The sequence below is a fragment of the Methanohalobium sp. genome, from assembly GCF_046546175.1.
GTDB lineage: Archaea > Halobacteriota > Methanosarcinia > Methanosarcinales > Methanosarcinaceae > Methanohalobium.
The window spans coordinates 1-7,754 of the sequence record NZ_JBKGYF010000080.1; the positions used below are offsets into that span (position 1 = coordinate 1).

The 7,754-nt window shown below is 35.1% G+C and carries 5 protein-coding genes; all 5 read left to right on the forward strand.

The annotated features are described in order from the left end of the window. Positions 1 to 598: 598 nt before the first annotated feature. Positions 599 to 2,215, forward strand: a complete 1,617-nt coding sequence (locus ACLFMM_RS08145) for a methylamine methyltransferase corrinoid protein reductive activase (RefSeq protein ID WP_410808240.1) — start codon at positions 599 to 601, stop codon at positions 2,213 to 2,215. Positions 2,216 to 2,233: 18 nt separating this feature from the next. Next, positions 2,234 to 3,289 carry a GTP-binding protein gene (locus tag ACLFMM_RS08150; protein WP_410808241.1) on the forward strand — a complete coding sequence of 352 codons (1,056 nt, stop codon included), beginning with the start codon at positions 2,234 to 2,236 and terminating at the stop codon, positions 3,287 to 3,289. A gap of 234 nt (positions 3,290 to 3,523) precedes the next feature. Then, on the forward strand, positions 3,524 to 6,466 hold the full coding sequence (locus ACLFMM_RS08155; protein ID WP_410808242.1) for a PAS domain S-box protein: 2,943 nt from the start codon (positions 3,524 to 3,526) through the stop codon (positions 6,464 to 6,466). A gap of 87 nt (positions 6,467 to 6,553) precedes the next feature. Beyond that, positions 6,554 to 7,324, forward strand: a complete 771-nt coding sequence (gene mtaC, locus ACLFMM_RS08160) for a methanol--corrinoid protein MtaC (RefSeq protein ID WP_410808243.1) — start codon at positions 6,554 to 6,556, stop codon at positions 7,322 to 7,324. A gap of 15 nt (positions 7,325 to 7,339) precedes the next feature. Continuing rightward, positions 7,340 to 7,754, forward strand: a 415-nt coding sequence (locus ACLFMM_RS08165; protein WP_410808244.1) for a methyltransferase MtaB domain-containing protein, incomplete at its 3' end; no start/stop codon positions are given.

Genomic DNA, 7,754 nt, shown 5'->3' on the forward strand with positions numbered 1-7,754 from the left:
CTGTATAACATTCACAGGTCTATAGTAAATCATAATGTTTTAATTATCGTAAAGGATTTCTACAGAGCCAAAATAAGGACTATTAATAAATTGGTCTTATAGTGGCTCTGTAGAAATCCTATTTGTATCGATAATAACCAGCCAAATTTGACAGATAAAACTAACATATAGAAAAACATATAGATACATTATTAGCTCAGATATCAATTTGAATACTAAGGGTTTCTACAAAGCCTTATAGTTGTTTTTTTATTTTTAAGTAACTTGATAATCTGCAATTACAGTTTTTTATATAGTTTTTGCTGAGTTTTATTTTTTTTTATATAAAACTATCGCATAATAACTTTTATTTTTAAATATTAAAATTTTTGTTTTTATATGAATCCATTATCAAAAGGCTGATTATTGGTAATTCAATAGTTTCAATGTTCCTCTTTTTAATAAAAAAGTATATAAGGAGATTTTATATGGTAGTAAATTTTATATAAAGCAAAAACAGATTATTTTCTACCAAATTATAATAATAGTAAATGATAGATGTAGATTACATCTTGTAAGTGTTTGTATCTTTTAAAATAAATAAGGGGTTAATGTTAATATGAAAACAGGTGTAGCATTTGACTTGGGGACGAGTGGATTTAGGGCCCATAAAATGGACCTTGAGACCGGTGAGATTAAAAGAACAGTTATAACATTGCGAAATCCTATACCAGGAGCAAATGTCATGGATCATATGGATTTTGCCATCCATTATGGTCAGGATTTAACCCATGACCTGGTTATAGATGCAGTTAAAAATATTATTTCAAAACTTGAAGTTGAAACTGGAAATTTGGAACGGATTTCTGTATGTGGCAACCCTATACAGTTGTCACTGTTTCAGGGCATGACCATAGAAGACCTTGCATACGCCGGTGAGCGTAAGAAGCAAAAATACAATATCAAAGACCAGGAAAGGACAGCTAATATTCTGGACAGCAGTGAAATTACAGGACTTGAAGAATTCAATGACTGTAATGTGGTCATACCACCTGCAATCAGACATGAAGTAGGAGCTGATGCACTGGCTTTGATGGTAGTTTCCGGAATGCTTGATAGTGATGAAATAGCAATAGCCACAGATTATGGAACCAATGCAGAAATGGCTCTAAAAGTAGATGATGTGATATATACAGGATCGGCTGCAGCAGGTCCGGCACTTGAAGGCCAGCAGATTAAACATGGTGTAATTGCTTCGCCGTATACGATTTCTAATATCGAATTTGAGAATGGATATATGAGAAATTATGTACTAAACGAGGAGATGACACCTGTAAAAGGAGACCTTGTTGATCCAAAGACCGGCGAAGTCAAGGAAAAAGGAGATATCCGTGCAAAGGGTGTCACAGGTACTGGTGTTATAGCCCTGATAGATAAATGCATGGAAAACGGATTGATTAAACTTCCAAATATTCAGACGCCTGATAAGGTGCTCAAACTTCAGGATAATGTTCAGTTCGGAAACAAGGATTTATCAGAAGCTGGAAAAGCACTGGGAGCACTAAGAGCAGGTCATATAACACTCTGCAATACAGCCGGTATAGAAATGGAAGATGTAACAAGGGCTTATATGTCCGGTGCCTCAGGGACTTATGTAGATGCATTAAAAGCCTATAGGCTTGGAATGAGTCCATATAATGTGGACAACATCTCACAGATAGGGAACACTTCGCTGGTGGTTGCAAGACAGATTCTGCTTTCAGAAGACAGACTGTGGGAACTTCAGGATATTGCCAATAAGATAGTAGGTCATCATACAATGTTTGCAACTGAACCTGCATTCAGGGATACCTATGTACTCGAAATTGCATACTGGGATGAAGGTATGCCTTTCAAGATGCTCAAAAAATATCTTAAAAAGAAGAGCCTCCCACAGATTGATGAACCTAACAAAACACCAGGTGTGGAAAAACGTGTTGTAAAGGATATACCTGTATTAGGTGAGGAAGGTTTGCATGTTCTTGAAAACGTAGGAACGTACCTCACAACAGTATTGGATGACCCAAGTGCCTGTGAAAAAAGTGTAGAGGTCTGTCCTACCGGTGCTATAAATATAGATGATGATGGAAAGGTTATGATTAGAACAGACCTGTGTGAGGGTATACATTGTCAGAAATGTGTCAGAGCATGTTCTACAGGAGAGCTTAACTGGGAAAATCTGGAAGTCATAAACTAAAAACAGGATGGTTATATCATGAAAGTGCTCATTATCGGTGGTTTTCTGGGTAGCGGTAAAACCACCGCTATTATAAATTTAGGCAAATATTTAAGTGAAAATAATTACCGGGTAGCAATCATTGTAAATGAAATCGGTGAGGTTGGACTGGATGGAGATGTTATTTCTAAATACGGATTTGACACGACGGAATTAACCAGTGGATGTATTTGTTGCAGTTTAAAGACAGATTTGCGCTATACAGTAACAACTCTATATAACAACTACAATCCTGACATACTCATAATTGAGCCCACAGGTATTGCGTTTCCAGATGTGATACGTAATGAAGTCAACCTTATGAACCTGAAAGATGTTGAGCTTGCACCTCTTGTAACACTTATTGATGGGAGCCGGTTCAAACAGTTGATGAAAGAAATCAGAAACTTCTCCCAGAGACAGATAATCGATGCTGAAATCCTGGTAATCAATAAAACCGATTTAATTGAGCCTAGAGAACTTCCAATTATAGAAGATGCAGTCCATCAGTTAAATCCAAATGCCGATATTATCCGGTTATCCGCGAAAAATTATGACGAAAAGTTCAGGAAATTCAACAAGATTATAATTGAAAAACCGGGGTTAATTCCTGAAATAATTGATGATTTGTCTGAAGAAGAAATAGATTCCATAGAATGTTCAAATATAGCCACCTATTCAAAAGAGTTCATTGTGTCCCAAAAAAAATTGAATTCAGATGTAGCCAGTTCTATAGCAAGGGATATCTTGTATAACCTTAAAGATGAAATTATTAAACTGAACCCGGAATTCCTTGGTCATATAAAACTGTATTTGGAATACGATTCAAAAATGGTTAGAATAAGTATGACTTCATATTATGATTTACCAGAAGTAGAAGTTGTTGAATCATCCAAAACCTATCACCCGAAATTAAAAATTCTTACTGCGGTTTCAAATATTCAAAAAGGAGATCTTGTAGATACAGTGGATAAGTGTGTAAGTAATAAATTCCATGAATATGATATGGAAATAGAAAAATCACAAACTCATAACCATGAATCACATAATCAGTAATATCGTTGATTGTAATATAAGTTCCCATCTAAGAAAGATTCTATTGATAGGATCGAAGGAAGTAATCAATTTAGATGGGAACCTTTACCCATAAAATTAACTCCTGATAAATTACATTTTCGGTAAAAATCCATATTTTTTAATATTTACTGGATGTTTAAGATTGTTCACAAATATTTATAATCACAACTGGCAATGTTTTTATTTGATGCAGTCCTAATATAAATAGTATTTATGAGGCGGGGATTAAATATCCAAAAATCAGACAGTTCCAGGAATTTAAAAGAAATTGATTTTCCAAACCCATCAACGGCACACAATATTTTTGAAGATTTCCTGAACAATGAGGATGTTATTGTGTTTTTATGGAATGGTGAGAAAGACCGCTCTGTAGAATTTGTTTCTGAAAATATCACACGGTTTGGGTATACCCCTGAAGAATTTGTATCTGGGAAATTGTATTACAACAATATAATAGAATCTAATGACCTGGAAAGGGTCGAATCTGAAATATCGGATTGTTTTGAAAACAGATGTAGTAGTTACAACCTGCAATATCGGATAATGACCAGGGATGGAGACATCAGATGGGTGGATGAGAGAACACTTGTCTTATATGGTGACAATGGAGAGGTAAATCATCAGAAAAGTGTTGTATTTGATATTACCGAACGTAAACTATCTGAAATCGATTTAAAAGCATCTGAAGAAAAATATTCAACTTTAATAGAAAGCGGTATTGATGGGATATTGATTGTGCAGGATGAGATTATAAAATTCGCAAATAGAGCATTTGAAAACATCATAGGCTATAAAACAAAGGAAATAGTTGACACCTCCTTTTTAAATTATATTCCTGTGGAATATCAGAGGATGATTCATAAAAAATATGACCAGATATTGAAAACAGAACCTAAAAACCCGCATACCTATGAAGTATATATCCAATCAAAATCCGATGATTTGATACCAGTGGAGATAAACTTTTCATGTATTGATTTTGAGGGAAAATCATCTGTAATGTTAAATATCAGGGATATTACCGAGCGTAAAGAAGCAGAATTCAAATTAAATTTTGATGAATCATGTCTTGAATCACTTTTAAAAATCAATCAGATGACGGATTTTTCAGATGAGGATATTACGAATCTGGTTCTGGATGAAATGACAAGGTTGACCCAAAGTGGCAGTGGTTATATTGTATTTTTCAATGGTGAAGATATTTCTCCGTCAATCTATGTGCTGTCACAAAATAAGACAGATAATGTCAGTAATAAACAGTTTAAATACAGTCTAAAAAATACAGGTTTGTGGGAAAAGGTTATTAAACAAAAACATCCAATTGTTTCAAACAATATATCAGCTGATTTTCAGGACGATGATTTCCATGACCACCTTAACATAAAGCGGCTGTTGAATATACCGATATCTAATGGTGACAATATTGTGGCAGTAGGTGGTGTATTTAATAAAAACAAAGTGTATGATAAATACGATATACGGCGTTTAACACTTATCCTTAACCTTATGCTGGATATAATCCAAAAAAGGAATGCTGAAAACGCTTTAAAATCTTCCGAAGAGAAATATTCTACACTGGTTGAAAATGGAATAGCCGGTAATCTGATAATCCAGGAAGAGGCTATAAAATTTGTAAATAGAGCATTTGAAAACATCACAGGTTACGATAGAGAGGATATTATTGAAACCTCTTTTTTAAATTATATTTCTGTGGAATACCAGAGAATGGTTCTTAAAAAATATAATAAAATATTAAAATCAAATCAGAAAACCTCACGTATATATGAAGTCAATTTTTTATCAAAAACAGGTGAATTGGTACCGACTGAAATTAATTATTCCAAAATACAGTTTGAAGGTAAACCTGCTGTAATGTTAAACGTTAGAGATATAACCAAACAAAAACAAAAAGAACAGGAGTTAATTGAGACATATAGAATGCAAGATTTGCTCGAAGATGTCATTAATAACAGCCCTGCAATTGTTTTTATCTGGAGGGCTGAAAAGGATTGGCCGGTTGAATACGTTTCTGAAAATATAATACAGTTTGGATATATACCCGAGGATTTTACATCTGAACGTCTTCTTTATGGCGATATAATACATCCAGATGATCTCCAAAAAGTTCGCAATAATATGTCAGAACAATATGGAAATGTATCCAAAGAAGTTAATATGGAATATCGGATATTAACCAGTAATGATGAAGTTCGATGGGTGGATGAAAGGACGTCAATCCGTTATGATGAACATGGTGAAGCAAAATACCTACAAGGTATAATTATAGATATCACCAAGAAAAAACAAGCTGATAACTTCCTTCGTGTCCAGAAAGATACAAGTTACTTTTTATCTTCAAAAAACAGTGGTTTTCAGGATGTATTTGACCAATATCTGGATTTTTGTATCAATATGGGTCCGATTGACAGTTGTGGTTTGTATCTTATCGATGAGGTTACAGGCGATTTAAATCTTATATCATATAAAGGATTCACTTCTGAATTTGCAGAAAAAATTTCACATTATACTTCTGATACAATGCAACACCGTTTATTTACTACCGGACATCCTATTTATAAACTATATTCTGAAATAATATCAATGACAGGCAAAGATTTACCTTACGAAGGATTACGGGCTACAGGAATCATACCAGTAAAGAATCAGGATGAATTAGTAGCAGTTCTGTTTTTGGCTTCACATAACAAATATGAAATCCCGCAGGAAACACGAACATCACTTGAAACGATTGCAAACCAGCTTGGTGAAACAATTGGCTACGTAAAATACGAAAATGATTCTGAGAAAAGACAGGATGATATAGATAAATTACTGGATGCAGTAGAAGATTTCATCTTCGTTCTTGATTTTGATGGACATATACTGTATACTAATAGGGCATTTCAGGAAAGGTTGGGATATACAGGGGAAGAATTACAGGATATGAACATAATCCATATCCACTCCAGCAGGCAGGCTTTAAAGGCTGCATCAAGGATTTCTGATGTGGTATCAGGTGATTGTTCATCATGTGATATACCATTAATTGCAAAGGATGGCACAGTTATCTATAAAGAAACAAAATTTGCGAATGGGGAATGGAATGGTCAGGAGGCAATCATTGGTATATCCAGGGAAATAAATAACGAAAGATAATGGTTTTGGTGATTAAATTTTTGGAAAACAGTACCAGATATTTGATAGTTTCGATAAACGGATAGTTAATAGCAGGGTGATAATTATATGCTTAGTTTAAATCCAAAAAAAACCAGTGTTTTTGTAAGATACAATGTTCAGAATGAGAAGAAAATGACACCTGATGAGCTGGCAGAGGTGCTCTACCCCAAGGATGAATTAGTATATCCGATTGCAAAAGCTATCTTTGAAGGTGATGAAGATGATGTTGTTTTGCATCTCCAGGAAGCTATAGAGGGAAGAAAAAATCCTATAGATTTGATAAATGATGCTCTTATAAAAGGAATGTCTATAGTATCCAAACTTTATGACGACGGTGATTTGTATCTGCCTGATGTTATAATCTCGGCCCAGGCAATGATTGCAGGTGTTGATTATTGTAAATCAATAAGTACCGAGGACATAAATACAAAAGGTAAAATAGTATGTTTTGTGGCGGAAGGAGATATCCATGACATAGGTAAGAATATTGTCGCGGTTCTTCTCAAAGCTAAGGGATTTGATGTTGTAGACCTTGGAAGAGATGTACCGATTGAAGAGGTTGTAGAAGCGGTACTGGACGAAAAACCAATAATGGTATCTGGAACTGCATTAATGACCACTACCATGTATTCATTTAAGAAAATTAAAGAAGAACTGACAAGATTCGGCATGGATACACCTCTTGTTTGTGGTGGAGGGGCTGTTACTCAAGATTTTGTGACAAGGTACAAGCTGGGTATATATGGAGAAGAAGCTGCGGATGTACCCAAAATAGCTGAATCGATATTAAAAGGTGAAAATATTGACAACTTGCAAAATCTCTACCATAAACATTGATACGAGGTCTTAAAAATGGCAGTTAAAAGAAGTATAAAAATGGCATATGACAAAGCAGATGACATGGTATTTGGCAATGCCAAACACCCAGTAAAGGCAGGATTAGACCTTGAAATTGGAGCAGGTTATACAACACCCGAGGTCAACTATGCACCACGACCTGAGGCAGGAGTATCCAAAGAAAAACTTGTAAAAGAGTACCAGAAGATCACCCGTGACATCATGGAAAGAATGGTGGCAGTAGGAGCGCCAGGAGTAGTTCTGGAAACCGAACACGTCCAGCAAATGACAAACAACCCGGAATGGGGTGGAGAAGTAGCCAATGCCCAGAAATCCATCATGGAAGAGTTCCATGATGAATATGGAATCAAATGTGCCTTAAGACACACCCCTGGAGACATCCGTGAAGAACGTGATTACCTGCAGCTTA

What these genes read in the sequence shown, in the direction of transcription:
- ACLFMM_RS08145 (WP_410808240.1), top strand. Translation starts at nt 599, where the DNA reads ATGAAAACAGGTGTAGCATTTGACTTGGGGACGAGTGGATTTAGGGCC.
- ACLFMM_RS08150 (WP_410808241.1), top strand. Translation starts at nt 2,234, where the DNA reads ATGAAAGTGCTCATTATCGGTGGTTTTCTGGGTAGCGGTAAAACCACC.
- ACLFMM_RS08155 (WP_410808242.1), top strand. Translation starts at nt 3,524, where the DNA reads ATGAGGCGGGGATTAAATATCCAAAAATCAGACAGTTCCAGGAATTTA.
- mtaC (WP_410808243.1), top strand. Translation starts at nt 6,554, where the DNA reads ATGCTTAGTTTAAATCCAAAAAAAACCAGTGTTTTTGTAAGATACAAT.